A 23,903-nucleotide genomic window follows, 5' to 3' on the forward strand; every position below is an offset into this window, starting at 1 on the left:
ACAATTGAGTCGGTTTGTTAACATCGGTTTCCGCTTTGGGGGTTTATAAGGAAATACCATGCAAAATGCTGTAAGGGTTGTGCTGCTTTTCGTGGCACTGATAACGCAAGGTCAGGCTCTTGCTGCGGACAAGCCGCAGGATATGGTGGCACTGCTTAGCCAGAATCCAACCTATACCAATGTACAAATTTCACCGGATGGCCGCTTTATTTCAGCGGTTGTTAACATAGATAACAAATCCGCTCTGGCGATTATTGAGCGCAAAGATTTTAAGATGGTCAATGCTGTCCGCTTTCCCGGTCGGGAAGAAGTTGGGGGCTATTTTTGGGCTAATAACGAACGATTAGTGATTAAATTAGCTGAAAGCAAGCCCTGGAAGCAAGAACCATCATATTATGGTGAGTTGTTTGCAGTAAACTGGGATGGTTCCCGGTCGGCGTTGATTTACGGCTATCGTGCCGGTGAAATGCAAACTGGCTCGAATATCAAAAAGCGCGAAGCAACCCGCGGCTGGGCTGATGTTGTTAGTGTATTGCCGGGCAATGATAAGCAGATTTTAATTGCCAGTACGCCCTGGAGTGATGGCGGTGACAGATTAGCTGAGCTGATGCTGCTGGATATTTACAACGGCAGAATGCGTAAAGTTGGGCACTCACCAGCACCATACGCCTATTTTATTGCTGATCAGGATGGTGCTTTAAAGCTTGCGGTTGGTGTAGATAAAAACGATAACAAACAGGTGTTCCGCTATAACCCGAAAGATAAAGACTGGTCGGTTGTACCGCAATCAAGCTTTGGTAATAGTTTCACTGCTATTGGCCTGGATGAGACCGGAGACTCTGTCTATGTACTGGATAATTTACGTCAGGATAAAGCCGGTTTATTTAAACTGCGTTTAGCTGATTTTAGTTACCAGGAAATTTTTACCGATAAAAATGTCGATATTTCTGATTTTGAACACACTAAAAATGATAACCGCATTTTTGCCTTAAAACTGGACGACGGCTTGCCCAACTATGTGTTGCTATCAGACAAATATACCGAAGCACAGGTGTTTAAAGACTTGTTGGCGACCTTTCCCGGTAATGCGGTTACCATTACCAGTAAAACTGATAATGAACAGTTTTGGGTTGTGGCGGCCTATGCCGATAGCAATGCAGGCAGTTATTATATCTTTGATAAGAAAAACAATAGTTTAAGAAAGCTGTTTGATACGATGCCTGCACTGGCCAAAACTCAGCTGGCAACCACCCAGGCAGTGTCATTTACCTCGTTTGATGGCACTGAGATACACGGTTATTTTACTGCCGGTATCGGTAACAGTGCCAATAAACCGCTGATAGTAAATGTTCATGGCGGGCCTCACGGTATTCGTGATAGCTGGGGTTTTGATCGTGAAGTACAGTTGCTGGCAACGGCAGGTTATTCGGTGTTGCAATTAAATTACCGGGGTTCAGGCGGCTATGGCCTTAAGCACGAGTTAGCAGGATATCTGCAGTGGGGCGATGCGATACAGCAGGATATTATCGCCGGCACCCGCTGGGCTATTAGCACTGAAAAAGCCAAAGCGGGCAATATTTGTATTATGGGAGCCAGTTTTGGCGGTTATTCAGCGGTGCAATCGGCGGCATTAGCACCTGAGTTGTATCAATGTGTGGTAGCGGTTGCCGGTGTTTACGACTTAACCATTATGAAAGATGAAGGTGATATACCGAAGATGGCTTTTGGCGTGGCGTTTCTGGAAAAGGTGCTTGGTAAGGATGAGGCAGTACTGCGGCAGTTTTCACCGGTTAACCATGTGAGTAAATTGCAGGCCGAGGTATTTATTGCTCATGGTAAGCGTGACGAGCGTGCCCCGCTGGAACATGCCACCCGCTTAAAAGATGCCATGGATAAAGCCGGTAAAAAATACCAGTGGTTGCAGTTTAATGATGAAACCCATGGTTTTTACTCACCGGAAAACCGCAGTGTGTACTATCAGCAATTACTGGATTTTGTTGGCCAGCATTTAACGTTGTAAGGTTTTTATTGTAAAGTGAATACTGTAAGCCCGTTGTTATAACGGGCTTTTTTATTGCCGGTTTGCCGGTTATTTGCGTTAAAGCCCATTGTGCTGTAGCTCAATCAGCGTTAGGTTGAATTTTAACCGGATGTGAAAAGGCGACATAACAATGAAAAAAACACTACTATTCACCATATTAAGCTGTGTGCTCTGTGCAGCAGGTGCGTTGCAGGCAGAAACCACGGCTTTGGTTGGCGGCCGGCTGATTGATGGTTATGGCCACCAACCGCTGGCAAACAGCGTTATTTTAGTACGAGACGGCGTTATTGAACAGGTTGGCACAGTAGCAACGCTACCGGTGCCAGACGGTTACACTGTGGTGTCTACCGAAGGCATGGATGTGCTGCCCGGCCTGTGGGAAAACCATGCGCATTTAATGCTTAATGGTCATGCCAATTATGTGCATTGGGATAAGGCTTATATTAACCGGTTGTCGGATGAAATTATGCCGGCCAGTGCCTTGCAGCTGTTATTGGCCGGTATTACCAGCGCCCGTGATTTGGGCGCGCCGCTGGCAGATTCTATCAATGTGAAACAGCGTATCGAAAAGGGCGAAATCCCCGGCCCGCGTTTATTTGTCTCCGGCCCGTTTTTGCAGCACCGGGCTTACCCCGGCACGGAAGCGTTTCGCTGGAGCATTAAAGGCGTAAAAGATGCACAGCAAAAGGTAGATAAACTGGCGGCAGCCGGCGTGGATATTGTAAAGCTTATCGATCAGGACAAAATGACGCTGGAAGAAGCGCAGGCCATTGTAACTCAGGCGCATAAGCACGGCCTTAAAGTGGTAGCTCATGCGCACCGGCCGGACGAAATTCGCCGTGGCCTGAGTATCGGCGTAGATAACTTTGAACATACCGGCCTGACTACAGCACCGGCTTTTCCTGATGATGTCATGAACTTGCTAAAAGAGCGTACCGCTACCGGCCGGGTAGCCGGTGGCCCGCTGTTTTGGACACCGACGGTTGAAGGCTTATGGAATTATGATCTGACAGTGGCCAACCCTGAACACCTGGATGCCAATTGCTGGCAGCGCGGCTTAAAACCGGACACTATCGCCGATATTAAACAGTCGCTGAAACAGCCGGGTAAGCTGGCGTATATGCAGCTTACACCGCTGCGCAAACCAACACTTAAACACAAAATTGCCCAGTTGCGTGAGGCTGGCGTGGTGTTTTTAGTTGGCACCGACAGCGGTATTCCGACCAAATTTCATTGTCAAAGCACCTGGAATGAACTAGCCGTTTGGGTGGATGTAATGGGTATCTCACCGATGGATACCATTCGGGCTGCGACTTACTGGCCTGCAGTGATGATGGGCGTATCAGACAAGTTGGGTACGGTAAGTGAAGGCAAGTACGCTGATATTATTGCTGTTAAAGGCGATGTGCTGCGTTACATTAATAAGCTGTCTGATGTAAGCCTGGTAATGAAACATGGCAAAATTTACCGCCAGGATGGTCTGGTAGTCGAAAGCGCCTTGTAACTGGCGCTTGTTGTACTTGGTGATGCTGCGCTGAACCGGTAAACTAGGCGCAGCTGTTACCGGGGGATTTATGTATTGCCAGTATTTTGAAACCAGCCGCTGTCAATCTTGTCAGTGGCTTGATAAAAGTTATCCGCAGCAACTGGCAGATAAACAGCAACATTTAGCCGCATTACTACAGCCTTTTGTCCCGGAACAGCTGCTTGCACCGATGGCATCTGTTGAGGCAGGTTTTCGCTACAAAGCCAAAATGGTAGCGCTGGGCACGCTAGACGAACCGCTGCTGGGCATTATTAATGCACAAGGCGAAGCGGTCGATTTAGCTGACTGCCCATTGTATCCGCCGGCGTTTGTGTCGGCCTTTGCGCTATGCAAGGCCTTTATCCAACGCGCCAAGTTAGTCCCTTACGATGTTAGCGTCCGGCGCGGCGAGCTGAAGTTTATTTTGCTTAGCCAAAGCCGGCACAGTGGCCGTTTTATGCTGCGTTTTGTGCTGCGCTCAAAAAACTGCCTGGCATCGATTGAAAAACACTTACCCTGGTTATTGTCACAGTGGCCAGAGCTGGAGGTGTGCTCAGTAAACCTGCAACCTAAAGCAGCCGCGCTGCTGGAGGGCGAAGAAGAAATTGTCCTGACAGAGCAAACACTGTTAGCCGAGCAGCTAAACCAGGTGCCGCTGTATTTAACGCCGCAAAGCTTTTTTCAAACTCAGCCGGTGATGGCCGCCGCGCTCTACCAAACGGCAGCCGATTGGGCTGTGCAGTTGCAACAGCGACAGGGTGACTTCAGCCAGATTTGGGATCTGTTTTGCGGTGTCGGCGGCTTTGGTTTGCACCTGACTAAACCAACACAACAGCTAACCGGCATTGAAATTGCGCCTGCTGCCATTGCCAGCGCCCGGCGCTCTGCAGCGCAGTTGGGGTTAAACAAGGTGCAGTTTCAGGCGCTGGACTCGGCCGCATTTGCCGCTGCCGCAGCACAGGCACCGGATTTACTGGTCGTTAACCCGCCGCGGCGGGGGTTGGGGGAGACACTGTGCCGGGATATACAACGCTTAGCGCCGCACTGGTTAATTTACTCCAGCTGTAACGCCCAAACGCTGGCGCAAGACCTTGCGGTACTAGCAGATTATAAGCTTTTGAAAGTGCAGCTGTTTGATATGTTCGCCCACAGCAATCATTATGAGGTACTAACACTGCTGCAAAGACGGGTTTAATCCGCGCAGTTGCATCCTGCATATCTCAGTATATACTGTATTAATATGCAGTATTATTGGGTGTATTATGTCGGCATTACTTCAACAATTAGCCAGACGCCAGCTGCTATGGCATGGCAACAGCCAGCAGGCAGCCTATCAGGCGGTAACATCTGGCTACCCGCAGCTGGATCAACAACTGGCCGGCGGCTTTCCATCTACCGGCCTTATCGATATTCAAACCGATACCGGTATCGGCGAGCTAAGGCTGCTGCTGCCCTATTTGCAGCAACAACAACAGCGCAGTGGCCGTTTGCTGGTGTTTATCTCGCCTCCGGCACAGCCTTGTGCCGATATGCTGGCCGCTGCCGGCATAGTGCTGTCGCAGTTAGTGATTATTACGCCTAAAACGGCCAAAGAGGCGCTGTGGGCAGCAGAGCAGTGCTTGCAAAGTGGTTGCGCCGCCGCGGTATTAATGTGGCAGGTACCGCTGAAGCTGGCGTTGGCACGGCGTTTACAGTTGGCGGCAGAGCAAGGCGCCGCCAGTTTGGTGTTGCTGCGCCAGCCGGCAGCTGGCATGAGTTTGCCGGTAAATTTAAGCCTGGAGTTAAAACCGCACCGGCAGGGGCTGCAGCTTAGCGTGCATAAGCGCAAGGGCGGCTGGCCGGCAGCGGCATTTTTACTGGATATGCAGCAACACTGGCCGGCGCTGTATCCGGCGGCGGACAGCGCAGTGTTACCACAGCGTAAGGCCGGCTGAAATGGCGCTGTACCTGTATTTGCATTTTCCATCTTTGCAATGCGACAGCTTAACGGATGCCGTAAGCAGCAGCTTACCGGTAGCGATAGTGGATGCACAGCATTGCATAGTGCAATTAAACGCCCCGGCCGCACAGCAGGGCGTTAAATTACATATGGGGCTGGCCAGCGCCGCGGCCTTGTGTAACACACTGCACCTGCTGCCTTATCAGCAGCAACAGCAGCAGGCGGTATTAATGTCGATTGCACAGCAGTTGTATCAGGTTAGTGCTGATATTGCCTTGGATGAACCGGACGGCCTGTACTTACGCTTATGTAATATGTTGCAGCTATATCAGGGCTTGGCTGGTTACCGTGCGGCGTTAATGGCCGCTCTGGCGCTATTACCATATCAGTATTATTACGCCAGCGCTGCTACGCCATTAGCGGCAAAATGTCTGGCGCTGCAGCGGCTTAATTTACTGACAGAGGACTGCACCGGCACAGATGCAGCCCTTAAAAGCAGCCCGCTTAGCTTTACTGAGCTGGAGCCGGATATCCAACAGCAGCTGCAACGTTTGGGTATTGATAGCGTGGGACGTTTACTGGCGTTATCGACAGCGGAGCTGGCACGGCGTTTTGATAACCGTTTAGTCAGCTATCTTGGCCGTTTACGCGGTGAGTTTTTTCATGCGCTGGATTATATCCGGCCCGGGCCCGGCTTCAGCCGCTATCTGGAGCTGCTATATGACATCAGTGATATGGCGGTGCTCAGTGCGCCGCTTAGCAAGGTGCTGCAGCAACTGCAGCAACAGTTGGAGCGCAATAATGCCTTGTGCCATCAACTGACACTGCGTTTGTATTGCCGTGACAGCGAGACAAAAAGCTACAGCGTCGGTTCGGCACAGGGCGAATATCGCGCGGTAAACTGGCTGAAACTGTGTCAGCTACAGCTGGAAAGCCATCGCCTGACTGCGCCGGTATATGGCCTGCAGCTTGAGGTGATACAATTTGCACCGCAGCAGGTGCAAAGTGACGACTTATTTCAACCACAGCAGGGCAATGTATCGGCCTTGCAGCTGGTGTCGTTGCTGCAAGCCAGGTTAGGCCGCAATGCAGTAAGTGGCCTTAGCCTGCAAAACCAGCATTTACCCGAGCAAGCCAGCGGCCGGCCGCTGCCGTTGTTGCAAACCAAACCGCTGGCCGTGGCTTTGTTGCAACGGCCGGCATTTATCTTGCCACAGCCGCAGCCACTGCAAGAGGCGGTAGACATTAGCAGCGGCCCCGAGCGCTTGTGTCCCGATGGCTGGCAATTGGCTGCCCAGCGTGATTACTTTATTGGCCGCAATAGCAAAGGCCAGTGGTTGTGGCTGTATCGCACGGCGCAGCAACAATGGTTTGTGCACGGTTTGTTTAGTTAGCTGCCGCCTATGAGTTACGCCGAACTGTTTTGTCAAAGCCACTTTAGTTTCTTGCGCGGCGCGTCCAGCCCGCAGGAGCTGGTGCAACAAGCGGCAGAACTGGGCTACAGCGCGCTGGCACTGACCGATGAATGCTCGGTGGCCGGTATAGTGCGGGCTTACCGGCAAATTAACGAGCAAGCGCTTAATATTAAACTGATTGTCGGCAGTTATTTTAAGCTCGATAAGCTTAAGCTGGTATTACTGTGCCCGGACAAAGCGGCTTATGCTGAGCTGTGCCGCGTGATCAGTAACGCCAGGCGGCGCAGCACTAAGGGTGAATATTGCTTAACCGAATGGGATCTGATGTCATTGCAGCACTGTCTGCTGCTGTGGTTGCCCACCGGCGATAACGACAGCGATACACATTGGGCCCAGTGGCTGCAAAAATATCACGGCGAGCGGCTGTGGCTGGCGCTGCGCCGTGAGCTTAACCATAACGAAGCGGCTTTTAATCGCTATTGCTGGCAGTTGGTTCAGCAGTATCAGCTAAAGGCTGTCGCCTGTGGTGCCGTGCTGATGCATATTCCCGAGCGGCTGGCACTGCAACACTGCATCACAGCGATTAAAGCCGGTAAACCTATAGCCGAACTAGGCCGGCAGCTGCTGAGTAATGCCGAGCGCGCCCTGCGCCCGCTGGCGAAGCTGGAAAAACTGTTTAGCGCTGATTTACTGCAGCAAAGCGGTGTGATTGCCGCGCGCTGCACTTTTTCGCTGCAGGAGCTGAAATACCAGTATCCCAGCGAGCTGGTGCCGGCAGGCGAAACCGCCGCCGGTTATTTAGCGCGGTTGGTTGTAGCAGGCAGTGCATTTCGCTTTCCGGCTGGTGTGCCAGCGCGGGTGCAAGCCATTATCGACAAAGAAATGGCGCTTATCACCGAGCTTAACTACGAATACTTTTTTCTCACCATTTATGATGTGGTGCAGTTTGCCAAAACGCGCGGCATTTTGTATCAGGGCCGCGGCTCGGCGGCTAACTCGGTTGTGTGTTATTGCCTGGAAATAACCGCGGTCGACCCGCAGAAAATTCAGGTGCTGTTTGAGCGGTTTTTATCGCGGGAGCGCAAAGAGCCGCCGGATATTGATGTCGACTTTGAACACGAGCGGCGCGAAGAAGTTATCCAGTATCTGTATCAGAAATACGGCCGGGAACGTGCGGCGCTGGCCGCTACGGTCATTAGCTATCGCTTTAAAAGTGCGTTGCGCGATGTCGGTAAAGCGTTGGGGTTGCCGATTAGCCAGCTGGATTTTTTAGTGAAAAACATCCAGCGCCGCGACCCGGCACTAAGCTGGCAGCAGCAACTGGCTACGCTGGGGCTTGACAGCAATAGCCAAATTACACAACAGCTTATTACGCTGGTGGAGCAACTTCGCGGTGCCCCGCGGCATTTATCGCAGCATGTCGGCGGCTTTGTTATCTCACAAGGGCCCTTGTATGAGCTGGTGCCGGTAGAGAACGCCGCTATGGCCGACAGGACCGTGATCCAATGGGATAAAGACGACCTGGAAACGCTGCAGTTGCTAAAAGTGGATGTGTTGGCGCTTGGCATGCTTACCGCTATCCGCAAGTGTTTTACACTGCTGAAACAACATCAGCAACAGGAGCTCAGTATCGCCGGCATTAGTGCGCTGGGTGATGATGCTGCGGTGTATCAGATGATACAAAAAGCCGACACCGTCGGAGTGTTTCAAATTGAATCGCGGGCGCAAATGAGCATGTTGCCCCGGCTTAAGCCGGCCTGTTACTACGATTTAGTGGTACAAATTGCCATAGTACGGCCCGGGCCCATTCAGGGCGATATGGTGCACCCGTATTTAAAGCGCCGTGATGGCAAAGAAGCAGTGGATTATCCGTCTGAGGCGGTAAAAACGGTGCTGCAGCGCACCTTGGGCGTGCCAATATTTCAGGAGCAGGTTATCGCGCTGGCAATGGTGGCCGCCGGCTTTAGTGGCGGCGAGGCCGATCAGCTGCGCCGGGCTATGGCCAGTTGGAAGAAAACCGGCGAGCTGCTGCAATTTAAGCACAAACTGATTGATGGCATGCAAAGCCGGGGCTATGCGCTGGAATTTGCCGAGCGTATTTATCAGCAGATTTGCGGCTTTGGTGAATACGGTTTTCCTGAGTCACATTCGGCCAGTTTTGCGGTATTAGCCTATGTTTCGGCCTGGCTGAAATACTACTATCCGGCGGCCTTTTGTACTGCTTTGCTTAACAGTTATCCAATGGGGTTTTACAGCCCGGCGCAGCTGCTGCAGGACGCGCGGCGCCATGGGGTTACGGTGTTGCCATTGTGTGTTAATCAGTCGCAGTGGGATCACGGCCTGCAACAACAAGGTAAGGCCATACGGCTGGGTCTACGGCAGATTAAAGGTTTAAGTCGTGCCGGGGCAGAGTTACTGCAGAAGCTGCGCCCGGCTGGCGGCTATCGTGATGTACAACAATTGCGCCAAACCGGGCTTAGCCGCAGCGACTTACAAGCGCTGGCCAGTGCCAATGCGCTGAGCAGTATCAGTGGTGATCGTTATAACAGTCGCTGGCAATTACTGGATACGCAGCACAGCCTGCCGCTGTTTGCCACAGAGCATGAGCTGTTGTCAAAGGTGGCGCAGGTTGCACAACCGGCGCCGGCTTATTTAACGCCACCGGGTAAAGTAGAAGAAATGCTGGAAGACTACGCGGCCACCGGCCTTACGCTGTCAACCCATCCGTTGGCACTGCTGCGCCAGGCCGGCAAATTACCGCGCAGCGTGCCGGTAGACCAGCTGCACCGGGTGCGGCATAACAGCCCGGTGCGGGTGAGCGGCCTGGTAACGTTGCGGCAAAGGCCGGGCACCGCCGCCGGCGTCACCTTTATGTCACTGGAAGATGAAACCGGCACTGCCAATGTGTTGGTGTGGCTGGCCACAGCGCAGGCACAGCAAAAAAGCTTTTTAACCGCCACTATTTTACAGGTAGACGGTATTTTGCAGCGCGAGGGTGAGGTAACCCATATTATCGCCGGCAAGCTGGTTGACTTATCCGCGCTTTTGGCTGAACTTAAGCTTTCCTCACGCGATTTTCATTAACGGGAACTGCTATGTTATTGCAAGCCTCACAAAGCCTGGTATTACTGATTGATATGCAGCAAAAGCTGGCACCGGCTATTTTCGATAGCAAAGAAGTCGAGCAGGCCGCAGCCTGGGTGTTGCAGGTGGCCGTGCAGCTGGAGGTGCCGGTGTGGGCCACCGAGCAATACCCGCAAGGTATAGGTGCGACCTTGCCGGCGCTGGCAGAGTTGATACCCGAAACGCAGGTGCTGCAGAAAATGCATTTTAGTGCGCTTAAAGAGCCGCATATTGCCAGCAGCCTGGCCTGTACTGAACGCAAGCAAATTGTGGTGCTGGGCACTGAAGCCCATGTCTGTGTGCTGCAGTCGGTGATGGACTTATTGGCGCTGGGCTATCAGGTGTTTGTGGTGGAGGAAGCCGTAGGCTCACGCACCGAGCAAAATAAACAACTGGCCTTAAGCCGTATGCAGCAGGCCGGAGCACAGATTATCAGCAAAGAAATGCTGGCATTTGAATGGTTAGAATGTTGCGGCACTGATACCTTCCGCCAGATCAGCAAAGGCTGGATCCGCTAATGCGCTGCTGCTGGTTACTGCTATTTTTGGCGCTGCCACTGCAGGCCGATACGCTGATTGACCAGCAATTGCCGGACTTTTATCAGCAACTGCTACCACAAACAGTCTATCCGCTGAGCTGGCAACCGCAGCACTTTAACGATATTCAGTATTGGCGGGCACAGGGTCGGGCAGCGCTGCGCGAAGCTTTGCTGTGGCCGGATGAGCCGGTTGATTTTGCCGCAACACTGCTTAAAACCGAAGCGCGCGATGGCTACAGCGCCCAGCTCTGGTCGGTGCAGCTAACCAAACAAAGCCGGGTGCAGCTGATGCTGTTGCAACCCGATGTGGCCAAGCCTGCGCCGGCGGTATTGCTGCTGCATGATCACGGTGCCCGCTTTGATATTGGCAAAGAAAAATGGATACAGCCGTTTGCGACAGACGAGCGCTTACCATCAGCGCAGCAGTGGGCAGATAAGTACTTCAGCGGTAACTTTGTCGGCGATGCACTGGCTAAACAGGGCTATTTAGTGCTGGCGGCGGATACCTTTGGTTGGAGTGATCGCGGGCCGGTAGAGTTTAGCGCCCAGCAGGCCCTGGCCGGTAATATGTTTATGCTGGGCCGTTCACTGGCCGGTATGGCCGCTTATGAAGATTTACGTTTGGTACAGTATTTAAAGCAGCTATCACAGGCCGACAGCAGCCGGCTGGCCGTACTGGGTTTTTCGATGGGGGCATTTCGCGCCTGGCAACTGGCGGCATTAACCGACGATATTAAGGCCGGAGTAGCGATAGCCTGGTTAAACAGCTACCGGCATTTAATTTCACCTGGCAATAATATTCTCAAAGGCCAGTCGGCGTTTTACATGTTGCACCCGGGCTTAGCGGCAAAACTGGATATCCCCGATATTGCCGCGCTTGCTGCCCCCAAAGCGATGCTGTTTATTAACGGCGGCAAAGACAAGCTAATGCCCAAAGCCGGGGTAGACTATGCCTACACGCAACTGGCAACAGTGTGGCAGGCGTATGGTGCGGCCGATAAGCTGATGACGACACTGTATCCGCACTACGGCCATGAGTTTAACGCCGAGCAGCAACAGCAGGTGTTTAACTGGTTAGCGGCTCAGTTGGCAAGTAACTGATCGAGCAGCATAGCCAGCCTTACCGCGGCCTGTTGTATGCGCTGCTCTAAAACGGGCTGATACTGCCTAACATAATGTTCATCGAGTAACATACCGGGTTTATAATGCTGATAAATTTCCACCGTGATGGCTGCAGATTCGTTGGCCCAGCTTAGTACATCGCCTTGTTGCCACGCTAACTGTTGTTCTGTGCTGATTTGTGCAAGCAAGCTGTTGGCTTTTGTTGGCTCAGTTTCATAGCCCAGCTGTTTTAGCAACGCAAAATCCCATACGCCGTGCAGGTTGTTTGGCTGACCAAAAAAATACACCGCAGTGCGGTTGCCACCCAGGTCATCGGCAAAACTTACATGCAGTGGTTGATGTAAGTCGGCAATATGGTGGGCTAAAAATAATAATGCCTGCCAGTCGGCCTGGTTTTGTGCCAGCCGTTGTTGCATATCGCTGATAGCCGACAAAATACAGCCCTGAGCCGGGCAGTGCAGCATGCTGACAGCCGTTTCGCCGCGCGCCATATTGACATAATGATGTGGGGCGCTCCATTTAAACGCCTCTTGCGAGCGTACGTCATCCGGCCATGAGCACGCATTGGCAAACGCCGTGTGAGGCGACGGTTTCAGTAGCGTATCAATTTTTATTTTGCTATCGCTATTTACCAGTTGATAAGCTAAATCACACACCAGCTGATGGCCGGTTTTGCCAAAGGCAAACACGGGCTGGCTTAACAGCAATAACACTGCGGCGATAACAATACGCATTGCTTACTCCGGCACCAGCTGATGCACCTGAAACTCACCTTGTGCACTTAACAGCGGTGTTAGTTCATTAAGTGCTGCACGCATATCATTCGCAAGAGTATAAGGCGGGTTAATCACTAACATACCGCTGCCGGTCATGCCAAAGCCGCTGCTATCCGGCAGCGGGCAGTATTCAATGCGCAGCTGATCTTTAATGCCGGTGGCGACAATAGCGCTGATAAATGCCTCTACCGCTGCGCGCTCGATAACCGGATACCAGATAGCATAGGTCGCCTGCGGAAAACGCTGATAAGCGCTTTGTAAACCGGTAACCACATCCTGGTATTCGGTTTTTAGCTCATACGGCGGATCGATTAATACCAGGCCGCGTTTATGCAGCGGTGGCAGCATGGCTTTAAAACCGGCCCAGGCGTCCATATGCTCTATCCGGCTGTGGCGACGGCGGGCAAACTGGCTGGCCAGAATAGGGTAGTCGGTCGGGTGCAGCTCGGTGGCCTGAATGCTGTCGCCTGCGCGTAGCAGCAAGGCGGCAATTTTCGGTGAGCCCGGGTAAAACGCCAGCTCGCCGTCAGGGTTAAGTTGTTTTATCAAGGCAATGTAATGCGCTAAAGCCGGGCTTGTCGCCTGATACTGCCACAGTTTGCCGATACCGCCCTGATACTCACCGGTTTTTTGCGCCTGCTCGGCCAGCAAGCTATACAAGCCGGCACCGGCGTGGCTGTCGTGGTAGCAAAAGGGTTTATCTTTTTGCAGCAGGTAGTCAACAATAGCAACCTGCACCAGATGTTTAACCACATCGGCATGGTTTCCGGCATGATAACTGTGGCGATAACTGAGCATAAACAAGGCCTGTAGCGGCAAATTTAAAGGCCGTCAGCATACTGCGCACGCAGAAAAATACAAGCCGTTTTACGTTGTTAACCACTTTAAATAAGTAACAAACACCATATAAAAGCAGGCGGCAAAGGCTAAATAATTTATGCTGCCCATCACGGCTTTAATCCGCAACGACGTAAGCTTAGGCTCTATAAGCGAACTGTAAGATATAAAAAACAGACCGAATAAATAAGGAAACCAATATACAACCAGCGGGGGTTTAAAAAAGTAAGCGTCTATATATAAAGGCTTGTTTAAACACCAAAATACCAGCCAATGGGCTCCCAGCCAGAAAGCGTACATAAACGCAGCCATCAGCACCTGAGTTAGTAAGCCGGCGATAGCAGAGGCGAAAGGAGGCAGTGACGCTGGCGCATTATCAGGTTTGGCTTGTAAAGCCTGCTGTTGTATTAGCTTAAACTGTAGCAGCATGAAGAGGGTCATCATGGGCGTGAAAGCATTAAGCACATACATCCACCAGCTAGCGGTTTGCGCCATCAAATCACCTTCTCTAATAGCCACTGCACATGATTTACCAGCAGCAATATTGTCGCTATAAGGATAAATGGCGCAAAAATAAAGCCAGCGACATTACCCTCCAAGCCATGGCGTGAGGCCAGAGTAGCTAACGTAAATGCCGTTACTACGTAGGCAAAAAGCCAGCTCCAACCGGGTTGCACCAGCGCTATATCTTCGGCTGTGAGCGGTTGCTGTGCTAAAGGCTGCAACAGCAGGATTTTAAACCCGATAAAAGCACTACAGGCCACAACACAAAAGATAGCGTACAGCACAAGGTTAATGCGTTGTGAGTTTCCACCAACATCGTAAAATGCGTTAAGTTTCAGGTAGCGCAATGCGCTATCTTCAGAAAAGGCAAACATGTATGCCAGCAGGATGATTGGGTTTAAAAAGGTATAAGGAATAATATTAAGCAGTGTCAGGGTGTCCATACCATATAGTCCTGGCTGGTGCAGAATAGATCTGACCAGCCTTAAAACGAATTCAGTTAGCTTACCATTTCAATTGCCTGGCGAGCTACGCGATACATGGCTTCCAGTGTGACTTTAAACACCCAGCGAATAAAGCGCACACTAAGTTCGGTAATTGTGGTTGCCACTTTACCGGCAAATACCAGCATATGACCAAGTAAGCCCATTACCTGTGTTTCAAATTGCGGCGACATAAGCGCGACTTTCTCAATCGTGGCGGCCAGGTAATCATAAAACGTCATTATACCGCTTATGCTCATTTGCACCGATACGGCTGTTAAGAACCCCGCATCCTTCAATAAGGTTATAAGCGCATGAGTTAGTCGTTCTTGCCAATGAGTGCTAAAACTGCACTCAAAGCGGCGGTCGTACATTAACCGCACGGCTTTAACCACGTCGCCTTTGCGTTGTAAATCTTCCCACTGACCGCGAGAGGTTGTGACATAGCCCGGGTTTTCCATCATTGAATGCGACGAAATATTCATACCAGTCGCTGCCGTCAACAGCACACTGCTGCCATTAAGCGGCGCGTGGTAAAACGGCCATACCGGCACCATAGGCACAGGATCATCGCCATGCAGACAGCGATATATTTTATCTATACTACCGGATGATTTAAGCGCAAAATCGTTTAACCCTACTCGTGGAGCACCATAGGTATATAACGCTACACGATTACCAAAACGCTGTTTAATCCAGATAGCGGCAAGGCTGGCTAATGCACCACCTAAGCTGTGGCCTGCACAATGTACTACGCCATTGCTGTTGGTATTTAATAGCGGAGCCAACTGTTTTTCCAGCGCAGGCTGCATACTCTTAAACACTTTTTGAAACCCGGAATGCACCGCACTGTTATTGTCAGCGGTGGCTAAACTGGCATTAGCGTTACTAAACCAGTCACGGCCACTTGTAAATTTGGTTCCTCTAATCCCTAAAGCTACATCACCGGTAAAATGACCTTTACCTTTGCCTATAATGGCAAAGCCAGTTGTGCGATTAAACAGAGTAGAGATTACACTGCCTGAAGTGCCATGAACCACGCCTCCAGTCTGGTTGAAGTCAAAGTGCTCAGTGATAAACCTTTTCCCGGCAGTGTAATTTTGTCCTGCTTTTATATCCTGAGCTTCGTAAGGGGCTCGCGCCAGCCATACTGCGGTTTTTGGGGTAATAGTCTTCATAGTCCGTCCTTGTATATGGGTTTGGCGTTAAAGGCTCTCAATATTTTTTGCGTCTTCATCTATCAGCCGTTGCAACTCTTCATCTGAGAATACTGCTGTGCCAGAGTGGGTAAATCGACATTTTGATGAAAATGCTGGTGCAATGTCTGCCAGTTCAGGATTTTCTAGATACTTAAGTTGTTCTGTTTTGGTGGCGGCTGCTAATTCGCATTGCATATCACTGAGTATTAGGTCGAGGCTCTCGTAATTCAGGTGATTAAGGTTCGCGATACGAAAGACCAAATCTTGCTTATCTTTGCTCGGATAATCTGTAACATACAGCTCCATTGACACGCTGACATCAAATAAGACACGGCGAACTTTTTTGGTTTTCTGCGGAAAATGAAAACGTCCGTTGTCATCAGTACTTGTGCTGTCGTAGCGTTCTTCACCTTCATAGTAAGATCTGCGCTTAATTTCTCTGTTCGCTACAGGCTTACCATGTTCGGTGACCACTCCCTGTATTTCGGGCGACCACTTAATTTCTGTTCGTTTTAACCAATCAAACACACCTGCCTCCACGTTTGTTGCTAACACAGTAATTACCAGCGCTAAGCCTGCGGCCATCGCCTTGCTGCAAAGAGGCTGCCATCCAAGCATTATTGCAATCCTGTTGTTTATTTATGGCCGACATTTTAATGTTGAGCTGGTTAATGTCAAATATGTTTTTTAAATGTAAATTTAATTTGCGCTTTACAGATTGGCTCTTTCAACTGGATGTTGCGGCGCAAAATCGTTTAACCCTACTCGTGGAGCACCATAGGTATATAACGCTACACGATTACCAAAACGCTGTTTAATCCAGATAGCGGCAAGGCTGGCTAATGCACCACCTACTTTTTAGGTAAGTCAGACATCTTTTAGCCCTGTCTATTAAAGTCGAGAAGAAGCTGAAGAATTCGTTAAATCGTTTGTGGCAAACGTACTTGTTGTTCTTGTTCATCAACTTTATGCTGCATTAACAATGTCTGATGATAGTCCTGTGCTTCTGCTGCTTCGAGAATTTCTATGTCAGGCATTACAGCTTTAAGTCGTGTTTCTATTTCCTTAAGTGGCACTCTGAAAAACTCTTTACGGTTATTCACCATGTTCAAACGGTACTTATCAAAGTGTCGATGCAGTTCTGATTCAAGCGATGGTGCATCTTCTGAGTAAACCAGTGCATGAACGTCAAAAGTGAAGGGGACGCTGGCGTCACCGAGTTCTCGAACTCTGTCCATTGGCTCTAAACGTCTTGTCATGCCAATCTTGTAGACATCATGACCAAATGAGCCAATGTTGCTGATAACGTATACATAACCTGATTTGGTTTGTTGTGCCATAGAAAGAGCGCGTTCAGCCTTTGCTTGAGCCTCTGCCAATTGCCGTTCTAAATCGGCAAGTTCATTCTGAAGTTTGGCTAAATCTTCGCCTGTAGCTTTCTCAGCTTCAGCTTTTGCTTTTTCTACCAGCAGCGCAAATTTCAGTTCTTCTTTTTCTGCGTTTTCCCGATCTCTGATTAACTGCTGTTCTTCTCGCAATCTGCGCCGCTCTTCGGCCTGTTCCTCTTTTTCTTGCCTTAACTTGTCTGCATACTCGCAAGTTAGCCGTAACTCATTGATTTTTAAAGCGAAGTGGATTTCAGAAATCTCGATGTTATTCGATTTATTCAACTTGTTTATAGCGTCTTTAGCTTTGCTAATACGCTCTTACTGTCTCAATTTCATTTCTTATACTGGTCAGCACATTGGTCTGTCTGGTGATTTCGGAGTCTATATCAATAATGCCGGAATACTTGCTTTTAACTGATGACAACTCAGCGCTTGTTTGACTGAGTGTTTTATTGGCTAAACCAAGTTCTTGTTGAAGCTTTACAGCTTTGGTTACGGAACTGCGCCACAATAATAAAAGAACTATCGATAGCAGGAAAAATGCGACGATGCTGTATCCAGCAGTCTGAGGGGTTAAAAAGTCCATTTTGGTCCCGCTAGTTTCCAATTCAATACAGAACATTAACTGAAAAAGCTCCGTTTTCAAAGTGCAGCTCTATGCCGATCTTTGTTTTAGCTAACGTGAAGAATAGATACGGCTTTTTAGTCAACCATCTGCCATGTGTTGATCAAGTAGAGTTGCTTACTGCAAAACAGAAGTAATGTTGCTTAGTAGCTGCTAAAATTCGCCGCATTAATGATTGCTGGCCTTTAGGCTGATACAGGAATACCGATGTCGCAACACCGCCCGAATAAGAACAAAACCGCCAATCCTTTACACAAGCCTTGGACTAAAACCGAAAAGGCTGCCGCCGGTAAGCCTAAACGCAACACCACAGCTGCCAAACCACAGGCGGCTAAACCGGTAAAGTCGGTGCAGGGCGATGAGATTAAGGTATATAGCCCAAATGCTTGCCGAGTGCTGTTTCAAGAGCGGCCTGAAGCGGTGATTAGGCTTTATGTATCAGAGAAGGTAGCACCGAAATTTTCGGACGTAATGAAGTATTTAGCCGCGACGAAAAAAGCCTATCACATCGTCGAAGAGGCGGAATTGGAGAAGGTGTCTGCCAGTACCCATCATGGTGGCGTGGTCATGCTGGTTAAACGCAAACCGATACAATCTCTGGCGCAGTATCTGCAAAAGAAAGGGCTTAAAAAAGACTGTCTGATGGCTTTCGATGGCGTCTCAAATGCACATAATTTAGGTGCCATAACCCGCAGCTGTGCGCACTTTGGTGTTGGCGGCATTATTATGAAGCAACCTGAGCTGCTGCAATCTGGCGCTGCACTGCGCACAGCAGAGGGCGGCGGTGAGTTTGTTGATGGCTTAAGCTGCGATAACCTGCCGCTGGCATTGCAGCTGTGTAAAGAAGCTGGCTATACGCTAATTACTACCTCAAGCCATGGTGGCAGCTCGTTGTACAACACGGCATTGCCAGCCAAAGTGGTGGTGGTGTTTGGCGAAGAGATGTTTGGCGTGTCGCAAAACGTGGCTAAAAGCGCTGATATTGCGCTGCAAATACCAGGCTCTGGCAAGGTAGAATCACTTAACGTCAGCGTAGCGGCCAGCCTGATCTTAGGCGAATGGTACCGCCAGCAGTTATAGCGGTTAAACGTTAGCGGCTTAAGTGTCGGTAGTGGGTTTTGCCAAACGTTATCAGCTATGGCACGACTCAATTGCAGCCGCTGTTCCAGCCGTCCTTGCTCAATCTCCATATATTGCCCGGTGACTGGCGGTTTTAAATAGTGGCGAACGGTAAAGTATGCTTGTCCCTTGTCAGTTATTTATCAGCAAAACGTAATGAAATTCCCTATTTTATTGCTGGTTATTCCTGAGCATACGGCTAGGCTTGATACACTGCCGGGCTGGTGCTGATGTACCGTCTGTAGTAGCTGTGGTTAACAGCCGGCTAGTGGGTAGTCGGCGGCAACCGAAAAGCCTTAACAGAGTAGGTACAGCTAGCAGGGAGAGAGTCATGCCAAATCTTGTGCAGGAGCTCAATAGTTTAGATTTCAGTGTCTATATCGGTGGTCCGTTGCAGGCCGCTGTACAGGCACAACATGCGGCGTCGATGTCGCAGGTGAGTTTTATTCAGGCGGTAGGGTTTGAAGATAACGGTGGCAGCAAAGCCTTACGCTATGTCGACTTTGACTTTACCAAGTCAACACCTAACCCTCATGTTGGCAAAACCGCGCAGCAATTAACTGATGAAGGTTTGCCGCCCGGCACCGATGTTACCAGTAACTTTATCTCGACAGACGTGTCGATAAAGGTGCCATTTTTAACCATGCTGACGATACCGGCACTTAGAATTGAAGAAATTACTATCGATTTTAATGCCAAGCTCACCTCTACTGAAACCTCAAATGTCTCCAGTGAGTTTGCTGCCAGCGCCGAGCTGGGCATTAACTACAAAATTGTAAATTTTAAAGCTTCGGCGTCGTATAAGCGCTCGTCGACACGCGGGGTAAGTGTAGAGAAAACTTATAACCTTGGTGTTAAGGTAACTGCACTGAATGATGAAATTCCGGCGGGGTTAGACCGGATCCTGACGATGCTGGAAGACAGTATTGTCAGTGCCTGATTGGCGTTAGTACGGGTTTGTGCCGGTGGCGCTGCTGCCGGCCTTTTTAACAGGGATAGCAGCATGCCGAATTTAAACGAATACCTGGGCAGTATTATCAGCAGTATTACCAACGCCAGAGTCATGGCAGATATTCAAACTGTAAAAGTGGCTGAAGAGTACGCCAAACATGACTTACTGAAACATTTCGCCGTGCCGCATATGCGCGTAGGCGATGTTGAGCTTACTATTCCTGTGGCACTGGATGTACTGACAGAAAAAACCGAAACCCAGTATCAACCTATTGATAATAATAAGTTTAATAGTTTAATGTACAAAGAGCTGACTAACAGCCTGGGCCGCACCAGTTTACCGTCTAAAGCATCAAAAGCCTTGCGGGCGACATTGGTACAACAAACGCATAATCTGGAGCAGTCGCTGCGCATTAAGCAAGATATGGCACCGGTTGAGGAATATAGCCAACTGGCTGCCCGTCAGTTGGTACAACTGGCAGAGGAGTATCAGCTGGTAAGCCGTGAAAGCCTGCCGAAGCTTAATATTGAGCAGATAACGTCCAGAGTAGTGGCTGCTGCAACACAGGAAATTAAGGTATTAAGCCAGCGCAAGGTCATTGAAAATTTAAATGTGATTGCTGAGTCGCACAAGCTGCGTGAAGAAAAGCCGGAAAACATTATTTATATTAAGCTGAAAATCTCGGAAGACGGTATGGAGTGGCAGCAAATGGAAAGCAGTAACGGTGAGATCAGCCGCCGGTTATTGCCGGAATAACCGCTATGCAAAAGTCGAATGTGCATTTGGTTAACGCCTTAACTGACTTGCTGTTGCAGTTTCCGTCGTTGGTAACCGGGTTTGAGCGCAAGCAGCCGCAGGCGCTTGTGGCATTGCAGACCTGGATTGCTGCAGCTGAACAAGTGCTGAGTAGCTATGGCTTGGTTGCCAGTGCAGAATTAGCCGGTTTGCGTAGCAAACTCAGCGTGCCGGTGCACCGTGACGAGCATCGCGGTAAATTGCGTAAACAGCAACTCGTTGAGGCGGTAGAGATGTTGTATCCATTGCAGCAATGTCTGCAGCAAACACTTGCACCGTATCAGCAAAAGCTGCAGCAGAGCGCTGAGTTAATACGACATTTGCTGAGTGTGATTAGCCAGAGCGGGGCGCTGCATTACGATGCGGCGGCGGGTTTTGACAGCTTTGTGCAGCAATTGTGGCAATTAATTGGCCGACATGATCAGCTAAAAGCCGGTGCGGTACAGCTGCGCAGCTGGTTATCGCAGCAGGACATTATACTGCTGCTGGCGCAAGAGGTTAACCCGGCAGATTTTCCGTAACGGCGTCGGGTTTGTTTTGGCTGATAAACAAAAAGCGTGGCAGCAGTTCACCGGCAATGTCCACGTTTTCAGTAAACATTTGCAGCGGCCGCGCCCAAAGGCCAAAATCGCCGTACAGCGCGCGGTAAATTACCAGCCACTGTTCAGTTTCACTGTGCCGTGCACAATCAATAACCTGATAATAAGCGCCCTTGTAATGTTGGTAGTAGCCGGGTTGGATAGGGGGGTTAAGCTTGTTGTTCATACCAGCTCTCGAAGATAATTTTCGCCGATAAACTGTCCACTTTGTCTTTGGTCAGGTTGCGATAGCCGCCGTCGGCAAACAGCATGCTGCGGGCTTCAGTGGTGGTAAGGCGTTCGTCATGCAGTTCTACCGGCAAGCCAAAACGGCCGTGCAGCCGGTTGGCAAACTTACGCGTTCGCACGGTAAAGGGTTGTTCGGTGCCATCCATATTCAGTGGTAACCCCACCAGCAATAACTGTGGTTTCCATTCGTTAATCAGCTTTTCCAGCACAGCCCAGTCCGGGGTGCCGTCCTGAGCTTTAAGTGCGTTAAGCAGTGAGGCGGTGCCGGTAAGTTCCTGACCTACCGCCACGCCGATGCTTTTGGTACCGTAATCAAAGGTTAAAATGGTGCGACTCATTAAGCGTGACCGGCCTCATTGGTTAGCTGCCACGGCTTAATGCCAATTTTTGCTGTGGCACTTTGCCATTTTTCGGCATGGCTTAAATCAAAAATAATACCGCTGTCGGCCGGAATAATTAACCAGGCGTTGTCGGCAATTTCCTGCTCTAACTGTCCGGCAGTCCAGCCGGCATAACCCAGCGCCAGAATAAATTTTTCCGGTGCGTTATCGGTGGTTAAATCAAACAAAATATCTTTTGAGGTGGTAACCATCAGCTCGTCATTTAAACGCATACTGCTGCTGTAACCTTCTTTGGCGGTGTGCAGCACAAAGCCTCTGTCGTGCTGTACCGGGCCGCCAGCACAAACGTGCGCGGTGGCCGCAGAGCTTGTTGCATCAAATTCAATCTGTAGTTGTTGCAGCAAATCGGCTACTTTTACTTCCAACGGGTGGTTAATAACAATACCCATTGCCCCTTCATCATTATGTTCACAAATATAGGCAACACTGCGTTTAAACAGCGGATCATCTAACGACGGCATAGCAATTAAAAAATGATTCTGAAAATTCTGCATAGTGACCTCGTTACAACGTGGTTGTCACTGGCGGGCTGCCAGCAGCTGCTCAATTTCATCAAATAACAAACCGGTGATGCTGATTGGAAACGCCGCTTCAATTTCGCGGATACAGGTTGGGCTGGTAACGTTTATTTCGGTTAGCTTGTCGCCGATGACATCCAGGCCGACAAAAATTAACCCTTTGGCTTTTAGTGTTGGTGCTACCGCATTGGCAATGGCCAGGTCAGACTCGGATAAAGGTCTGGCTTCACCACGGCCGCCGGCTGCCAGGTTGCCGCGGGTTTCACCGCTAGCCGGTATGCGTGCTAAACAGTATGGCACGGGTTTACCGTTTACTACCAGAACTCGTTTATCACCGTCACTGATTTGCGGGATAAAGCGCTGTGCCATCGCATAGCGGCTGCCGTGTTCGGTGAGCGTTTCAATAATAACACTGACATTAGCATCACCCGGTTTTAAGCGGAAAATAGAAGCGCCGCCCATGCCATCCAGCGGCTTTAATATCACATCTTGCTCGGCCTGGTAAAACGCTTTTAAACGTTTGGCATCGCGGCTAACCAGGGTTTTCGGCGTGTGTTGGCTAAACCAGCTGGTGTACAGCTTTTCGTTGGCATCGCGCAGGCTCTGTGGTTTATTTACAATAAGCGTGCCATGATCTTCAGCGCGTTCCAGTATATAGGTAGCGTAAATATACTCTGTATCAAACGGCGGATCTTTACGCATTAAGATCACATCCAGTTCGCTAAGGTTAATGTCCTGCTCAGTGCCAAACTGATACCAGCCGGCAGGGTCTTCTTGCACTGTCAATAATTTAGTGGCAGCACGGGCCTGGCCTTCCAGTAAATATAAGTCTGCCATCTCCATGTAGTGGATTTGATAACCACGCTGTTGTGCCTGCAGTAACATGGCGAAGCTGGAGTCTTTTTTAATATTGATAGCCGATATCGGGTCCATCACTATGCCAAGCTTAACGGGTTTACTCATCTTGTGTCCTCAGGCCAGATCGCCAAATTGCAGTTGTAATGCGCTGATAGCGGTAAGTGCTGCAGTTTCGGTGCGCAGTACCCGTGGCCCCAACTGAATGCCATTAAAGCCAGCAGCCGTGGTGAGTGCCATCTCCTGTTCACTAAAGCCGCCTTCAGGGCCTATTACTAACCGGATATAAGGGTTGGATATAAGTGTCTTAATGGTGTCTTTGGCCCACGGATGCAAGGTTAGTTTTAATTCTTTTGTGTCTTGAGCAAGCCAGCTATCAAGTGACACAGCAGGGTGCACAGTAGGCACCACACTGCGGCCACTTTGCTCGCAGGCACTGATGGCAATCTTTTGCCATTGCTCATTGCGTTTGGCTAAACGCTCACCGTCCAGTTTTACACCACAGCGTTCGGTAAATAACGGCGTAATTTCAGTCACACCCAACTCTACCGCTTTTTGAATGGCAAAATCCATCCGGTCGCCGCGTGAAATGCCCTGGCCCAGATGAATTTTCAGCGGTGATTCAACCGGATTTGGCTGCTGTGCGCTGGCAGTTACGTTCACACGCTTTTTATCGCTATTGCTGATATGGGCGCTGTAGTTAAAACCATCGCCGTTAAACAACACAAGTTCACTGCCAACAGGCATGCGTAGCACACGGCCGACATGGTTTGCCGCGTCGTCATCAAGGGCAAATTCGTGGTTAAGTGCAATAGCACCATGGTGATAGATTCTGGGAATACGCATACAAACTTCTGCTAATGAACAATGCCGTTATGTTAGCAGGCGGCAACGGCGAGCGACAGAAAAAACAAACCCTGCC

At 50.0% G+C, this 23,903-nt stretch carries 25 protein-coding genes and 1 pseudogene; 12 read left to right on the forward strand and 14 right to left on the reverse strand.

Going from position 1 to position 23,903, the window contains the following annotated elements; translation table 11 throughout:
• The first annotated feature begins 58 nt into the window (after positions 1 to 58).
• The 8 genes from ACYVIC_RS11715 to ACYVIC_RS11750 all read left to right on the forward strand — a co-directional run bounded on the left by ACYVIC_RS11715 (position 59) and on the right by ACYVIC_RS11750 (position 11,682).
• Positions 59 to 2,020 carry an alpha/beta hydrolase family protein gene (locus ACYVIC_RS11715; RefSeq protein ID WP_460860137.1) on the forward strand — a complete coding sequence of 654 codons (1,962 nt, stop codon included), beginning with the start codon at positions 59 to 61 and terminating at the stop codon, positions 2,018 to 2,020.
• A gap of 151 nt (positions 2,021 to 2,171) precedes the next feature.
• On the forward strand, positions 2,172 to 3,545 hold the full coding sequence (locus ACYVIC_RS11720; protein ID WP_460860138.1) for an amidohydrolase family protein: 1,374 nt from the start codon (positions 2,172 to 2,174) through the stop codon (positions 3,543 to 3,545).
• A gap of 70 nt (positions 3,546 to 3,615) precedes the next feature.
• A complete protein-coding gene (rlmC, locus tag ACYVIC_RS11725) occupies positions 3,616 to 4,761 on the forward strand; it encodes a 23S rRNA (uracil(747)-C(5))-methyltransferase RlmC (protein ID WP_460860141.1) in 1,146 nt (381 codons plus the stop codon).
• Between the two features lie 67 nt (positions 4,762 to 4,828).
• Positions 4,829 to 5,500: a translesion DNA synthesis-associated protein ImuA gene (gene imuA / locus ACYVIC_RS11730; RefSeq protein WP_460860142.1), complete on the forward strand. Its 672-nt coding sequence runs from the start codon at positions 4,829 to 4,831 to the stop codon at positions 5,498 to 5,500.
• 1 nt (position 5,501) lies between these two features.
• Entirely contained in the window at positions 5,502 to 6,899 is a 1,398-nt protein-coding gene (locus ACYVIC_RS11735; RefSeq protein WP_460860144.1) for a Y-family DNA polymerase, read from the forward strand.
• Between the two features lie 9 nt (positions 6,900 to 6,908).
• Entirely contained in the window at positions 6,909 to 10,004 is a 3,096-nt protein-coding gene (locus ACYVIC_RS11740) for an error-prone DNA polymerase (RefSeq protein ID WP_460860146.1), read from the forward strand.
• Between the two features lie 11 nt (positions 10,005 to 10,015).
• Positions 10,016 to 10,561: a hydrolase gene (locus ACYVIC_RS11745; RefSeq protein ID WP_460860148.1), complete on the forward strand. Its 546-nt coding sequence runs from the start codon at positions 10,016 to 10,018 to the stop codon at positions 10,559 to 10,561.
• Positions 10,561 to 11,682 carry a dienelactone hydrolase family protein gene (locus ACYVIC_RS11750; protein ID WP_460860149.1) on the forward strand — a complete coding sequence of 374 codons (1,122 nt, stop codon included), beginning with the start codon at positions 10,561 to 10,563 and terminating at the stop codon, positions 11,680 to 11,682. The genes ACYVIC_RS11745 and ACYVIC_RS11750 overlap by 1 nt, the downstream gene beginning before the upstream one ends.
• Here ACYVIC_RS11750 and ACYVIC_RS11755 read toward each other — a convergent pair.
• From ACYVIC_RS11755 to ACYVIC_RS11795, 9 genes and pseudogenes are all read right to left on the reverse strand, one after another.
• A complete protein-coding gene (locus tag ACYVIC_RS11755; protein ID WP_460860150.1) occupies positions 11,664 to 12,437 on the reverse strand; it encodes a S1/P1 nuclease in 774 nt (257 codons plus the stop codon). The genes ACYVIC_RS11750 and ACYVIC_RS11755 overlap by 19 nt on opposite strands.
• A 3-nt stretch (positions 12,438 to 12,440) precedes the next feature.
• A complete protein-coding gene (locus ACYVIC_RS11760; protein WP_460860152.1) occupies positions 12,441 to 13,277 on the reverse strand; it encodes a 23S rRNA (adenine(2030)-N(6))-methyltransferase RlmJ in 837 nt (278 codons plus the stop codon).
• A 69-nt stretch (positions 13,278 to 13,346) separates the two neighbouring features.
• On the reverse strand, positions 13,347 to 13,811 hold the full coding sequence (locus tag ACYVIC_RS11765) for a hypothetical protein (RefSeq protein WP_460860154.1): 465 nt from the start codon (positions 13,809 to 13,811) through the stop codon (positions 13,347 to 13,349).
• Entirely contained in the window at positions 13,811 to 14,263 is a 453-nt protein-coding gene (locus ACYVIC_RS11770; protein ID WP_460860155.1) for a hypothetical protein, read from the reverse strand. The genes ACYVIC_RS11765 and ACYVIC_RS11770 overlap by 1 nt, the downstream gene beginning before the upstream one ends.
• A gap of 56 nt (positions 14,264 to 14,319) precedes the next feature.
• Complete coding sequence (locus ACYVIC_RS11775; protein WP_460860157.1) at positions 14,320 to 15,480, reverse strand: lipase family protein; 1,161 nt, start codon at positions 15,478 to 15,480, stop codon at positions 14,320 to 14,322.
• A gap of 27 nt (positions 15,481 to 15,507) precedes the next feature.
• Positions 15,508 to 16,119 (reverse strand): DUF6795 domain-containing protein, encoded by a 612-nt coding sequence (locus tag ACYVIC_RS11780; protein ID WP_460860159.1) that lies wholly within the window; start codon positions 16,117 to 16,119, stop codon positions 15,508 to 15,510.
• Between the two features lie 93 nt (positions 16,120 to 16,212).
• A pseudogene (locus tag ACYVIC_RS11785) lies at positions 16,213 to 16,341 on the reverse strand (lipase family protein); the annotation flags it as partial.
• An 80-nt stretch (positions 16,342 to 16,421) separates the two neighbouring features.
• Complete coding sequence (locus ACYVIC_RS11790) at positions 16,422 to 17,171, reverse strand: GIY-YIG nuclease family protein (protein ID WP_460860160.1); 750 nt, start codon at positions 17,169 to 17,171, stop codon at positions 16,422 to 16,424.
• 25 nt (positions 17,172 to 17,196) lie between these two features.
• Positions 17,197 to 17,475, reverse strand: a complete 279-nt coding sequence (locus tag ACYVIC_RS11795; RefSeq protein ID WP_460860162.1) for a hypothetical protein — start codon at positions 17,473 to 17,475, stop codon at positions 17,197 to 17,199.
• Positions 17,476 to 17,721: 246 nt separating this feature from the next.
• On the opposite strand from ACYVIC_RS11795, the gene ACYVIC_RS11800 reads away from it, so the two are divergent.
• The 4 genes from ACYVIC_RS11800 (at position 17,722) to ACYVIC_RS11815 (ending at position 20,901) form a co-directional block, all read left to right on the forward strand.
• Positions 17,722 to 18,594, forward strand: coding sequence for a tRNA/rRNA methyltransferase (locus ACYVIC_RS11800; protein ID WP_460860164.1), 873 nt, complete (start codon positions 17,722 to 17,724; stop codon positions 18,592 to 18,594).
• A 370-nt stretch (positions 18,595 to 18,964) separates the two neighbouring features.
• Positions 18,965 to 19,573 (forward strand): DUF2589 domain-containing protein, encoded by a 609-nt coding sequence (locus ACYVIC_RS11805; protein WP_460860166.1) that lies wholly within the window; start codon positions 18,965 to 18,967, stop codon positions 19,571 to 19,573.
• Positions 19,574 to 19,636: 63 nt separating this feature from the next.
• On the forward strand, positions 19,637 to 20,341 hold the full coding sequence (locus ACYVIC_RS11810) for a hypothetical protein (RefSeq protein WP_460860168.1): 705 nt from the start codon (positions 19,637 to 19,639) through the stop codon (positions 20,339 to 20,341).
• A 5-nt stretch (positions 20,342 to 20,346) separates the two neighbouring features.
• A complete protein-coding gene (locus tag ACYVIC_RS11815; RefSeq protein ID WP_460860169.1) occupies positions 20,347 to 20,901 on the forward strand; it encodes a hypothetical protein in 555 nt (184 codons plus the stop codon).
• Here the strand turns inward: ACYVIC_RS11815 and ACYVIC_RS11820 are convergent.
• The 5 genes from ACYVIC_RS11820 to rsmE are packed head-to-tail and all read right to left on the reverse strand — an operon-like array spanning position 20,879 to position 23,827.
• On the reverse strand, positions 20,879 to 21,145 hold the full coding sequence (locus ACYVIC_RS11820) for a DUF1653 domain-containing protein (RefSeq protein WP_460860171.1): 267 nt from the start codon (positions 21,143 to 21,145) through the stop codon (positions 20,879 to 20,881). The genes ACYVIC_RS11815 and ACYVIC_RS11820 overlap by 23 nt on opposite strands.
• Positions 21,129 to 21,545: a Holliday junction resolvase RuvX gene (ruvX, locus tag ACYVIC_RS11825; protein ID WP_460860172.1), complete on the reverse strand. Its 417-nt coding sequence runs from the start codon at positions 21,543 to 21,545 to the stop codon at positions 21,129 to 21,131. The genes ACYVIC_RS11820 and ruvX overlap by 17 nt, the downstream gene beginning before the upstream one ends.
• Complete coding sequence (locus ACYVIC_RS11830) at positions 21,545 to 22,102, reverse strand: YqgE/AlgH family protein (RefSeq protein WP_460860174.1); 558 nt, start codon at positions 22,100 to 22,102, stop codon at positions 21,545 to 21,547. Before ACYVIC_RS11830 ends, ruvX begins: the two co-directional genes overlap by 1 nt.
• Before the next feature lie 24 nt (positions 22,103 to 22,126).
• Positions 22,127 to 23,089: a glutathione synthase gene (gene gshB, locus ACYVIC_RS11835; RefSeq protein ID WP_460860176.1), complete on the reverse strand. Its 963-nt coding sequence runs from the start codon at positions 23,087 to 23,089 to the stop codon at positions 22,127 to 22,129.
• Between the two features lie 9 nt (positions 23,090 to 23,098).
• On the reverse strand, positions 23,099 to 23,827 hold the full coding sequence (rsmE, locus tag ACYVIC_RS11840; RefSeq protein WP_460860179.1) for a 16S rRNA (uracil(1498)-N(3))-methyltransferase: 729 nt from the start codon (positions 23,825 to 23,827) through the stop codon (positions 23,099 to 23,101).
• Positions 23,828 to 23,903: the final 76 nt, after the last annotated feature.

This window comes from Rheinheimera gaetbuli (assembly GCF_054781935.1).